This is a genomic window from Methanobrevibacter sp. (assembly GCF_050872065.1).
Taxonomy (GTDB): Archaea; Methanobacteriota; Methanobacteria; order Methanobacteriales; family Methanobacteriaceae; genus Methanocatella.
The window spans coordinates 1-2,750 of record NZ_JBNMGD010000080.1; the positions used below are offsets into that span (position 1 = coordinate 1).

Here is a 2,750-nt window from a genome sequence, read left to right on the forward strand (position 1 = left end):
ATATTGTAGTATATACAACATTTAATATATTTTTATTAAGTAATATTTATATCTTTTGGTTACTTTTACCTTTTTTAAAATTTATCATTTTCTTCATGTCGATAAAATGAAAACTAAAATTAAAAAATTAATAACTTGATTATTTATTTGTTAATTTTTGATAAAATAAACATTTTTCATGCCACATACATTTAAAACAAATTTCAGAAATAGATTCTTTTGTATTGAAAATAGTATTAATTTCTTCAAACAATTCAACAGAATTATATTCTTTTTTATCTAAATGTTTTAATACCTCATTGTCCATGAAAACAATTCTTTCATTTTGTATTTTATCTATACACACATTGTTTTTTAAATTTGGACAATCTTTACAAATATCATCAGGGGTGTTTGTTAATTGGATAATTGTATCTGGGGATTTTCTTTTTAAATTAACATTTGTTAGATTTTTTGTAAATTTTTCATCATACCCATAGCCCTGAAAACCTTTAAGGCATAACAGGTGATGTCCTCTTAAAATAAGTTTCATTATAATCAATAAAAATGAAAAAAGAAAGGTTTAATAACCTTTTATTCTTTTGGTAAAAATACTTTGGAAACAGATGCTGCACCTAGGATTTTTACAATATCTCCAAGGATAAATGGTACAAGACCCATCATTAAAAGCTCAACAATACCAACGGTTGCACCTTGAGTTAAATTTAACCATAATGCAAGACCTAATAATCCTGGAATGTAAATTAATGTGAAGTTTACAACACCAATTACAGTTGCCATTTTTTTGAAACTACGAGCTTCAACATATTTTTCAGTTATTGCTCCAATAACATAAGATGCAATAACAAATCCAATAAAGAATCCACAGGTTGATCCAAGTAGGATGTCTAATCCTCCGGTCATTCCTCCAAACCATGGAATAAATGCTGCACCTAAAACAATATATAAAATCTGACTTAAGCATCCATATTTTTTACCTAAAAACAGACCAGAACATAATACTGCAAATGTTTGAGCAGTAACTGGGACAGGAGTCCATGGTAAAGGAATAATAATTTGTGCCATTATACCTGTGAAACATGCCATTAATAATGATAAGAGTAATTTAGTTGCTGTATTAGCATCCTGAATTCTTTCAAAAACATTTTTTCTAATATTATAATAGTTTTGCATTTCAATATTCATTTTATCCCTCCAAATTCAAAAAAAGAGAATTATTTAATTCTCAATTTAGTTAATAGTTATAATTTTAACGTTATGTGGTTTTTTAACTATATTTACTGATTTAAATGCGACTAATTTTTCAATGCCTTTTTCTGAAGCTGCATCAACTAATCTTTGGCTGATAACACCATCAAATATTACAGCATTAGCAGTTCCTTCTATGTTTTTAATTTCTTCATAGATATTTTCCACTTCAACTTCTTTAGTCATATTTAATGCTTCATCTAAGATAGCTCCAACGCCAGTTCCTTCAAATTCTCTAAGCATGTCTTTCATTAAACTTACTTCATCATCTTCAATAACTGGTTCTTCTTCAATGCGTGGTTCTTCATTACGACGGTTATTGTTGTATTTTTGTTTTTTATCATGCTTATTATTGTTTCTATTATTGTTACGATTCTTACCACTTTCTTTTTTAGGATTGTCGTTTAGAATATTAGTAGTAGCAAGGAATTGTGCAGTAGGGACTTTGTCTCTGAGTGCAATTAAAACTTCATCTTTTTCTAAATCTTCAACTTCTTTTCCTTTAGGAGCACGAGTAATAAAGTCGACTTCACCAATTTGTAAAAGTTCTTTTAAGATGAGTTCTCCACCTCTATCACCATCAACAAATGCAGTGGTAGTTCTTTTTTTACTTAATTCTCCAATGGACTGAGGTACACTTACACCTTCAACAGCAACTGTGTTTTTAATACCATATTTAAGTAAGTTTAAAACATCGCTACGTCCTTCCACTACAATAATTGCATCGGATGAATGGATTGCAGGTCCAGCAGGTAAACGATCTTCACCATATTCAGAGATTTCATGAACTCTCATTGCTTCTCTGACTTCTTCAATCATTTTAATACTTGTAGGGCCAACGCTTTCAACCATGTTTTTGTAAATTTCTTTTGCACGGTTAACAACTTGTTCTCTTTTAACTGCTCTCACATCTTCAACTTTAATAGTTTGAATTTCAGCTTCACAAGGACCTACACGATTAATTGTTTCGAGAGATGCTGCAAGGATGGCAGTTTCAACTCTATCTAAACTGGATGGGATTACAATTTCTCCTTTTGCTCTTCCACTGTTAGAACGAATGTTAACTTGAATTCTTCCAATTCTTCCAGTTCTTTGTAATTCTCTTAAATCTAAATCATTACTGAGTAATCCTTCAGTTTGCCCAAATACAGCACCAACAACATCAGGTTTTTCAACAATACCATTAGCAGTAATTTGAGCGTGAATTAAATATTTTGTTGTAGTTAATTCTTCACCTTTTCCCATTCTTAAGCCTCCTGAGCTTATTATTCGGGATAATTTATGTAATTCTAAGTTATTCGATAAATTTGCATAAATTATACGATAATCATATTCATCAGTCTTAAAGACCTATTATACACTAAAGAGTTTATATACGTAGTGGAGTCATTATTAAGGTTTTACTATCTAAAATAATTAATAATCTTTGATTGTTTTTTTATATAATATTATATTTCCTTAATAATCTTGTTTCTCCTGTTTTTTTGTAATAAATTAATAAT

General features: G+C 29.3%; 3 protein-coding genes. All 3 read right to left on the minus strand.

Going from position 1 to position 2,750, the window contains the following annotated elements; all coding sequences use genetic code 11:
* Positions 1-139 precede the first annotated feature (139 nt).
* From ACR0P1_RS07685 to dnaG, 3 genes are read right to left on the minus strand one after another with little or no spacing between them, the layout of a single operon-like run.
* Positions 140-532: a DUF1284 domain-containing protein gene (locus ACR0P1_RS07685; RefSeq protein WP_432645820.1), complete on the minus strand. Its 393-nt coding sequence runs from the start codon at positions 530-532 to the stop codon at positions 140-142.
* A gap of 41 nt (positions 533-573) precedes the next feature.
* On the minus strand, positions 574-1,179 hold the full coding sequence (locus ACR0P1_RS07690) for a biotin transporter BioY (protein ID WP_432645822.1): 606 nt from the start codon (positions 1,177-1,179) through the stop codon (positions 574-576).
* 51 nt (positions 1,180-1,230) lie between these two features.
* Positions 1,231-2,493 carry a DNA primase DnaG gene (gene dnaG, locus ACR0P1_RS07695; RefSeq protein ID WP_432645821.1) on the minus strand — a complete coding sequence of 421 codons (1,263 nt, stop codon included), beginning with the start codon at positions 2,491-2,493 and terminating at the stop codon, positions 1,231-1,233.
* Between the last annotated feature and the right edge of the window lie 257 nt (positions 2,494-2,750).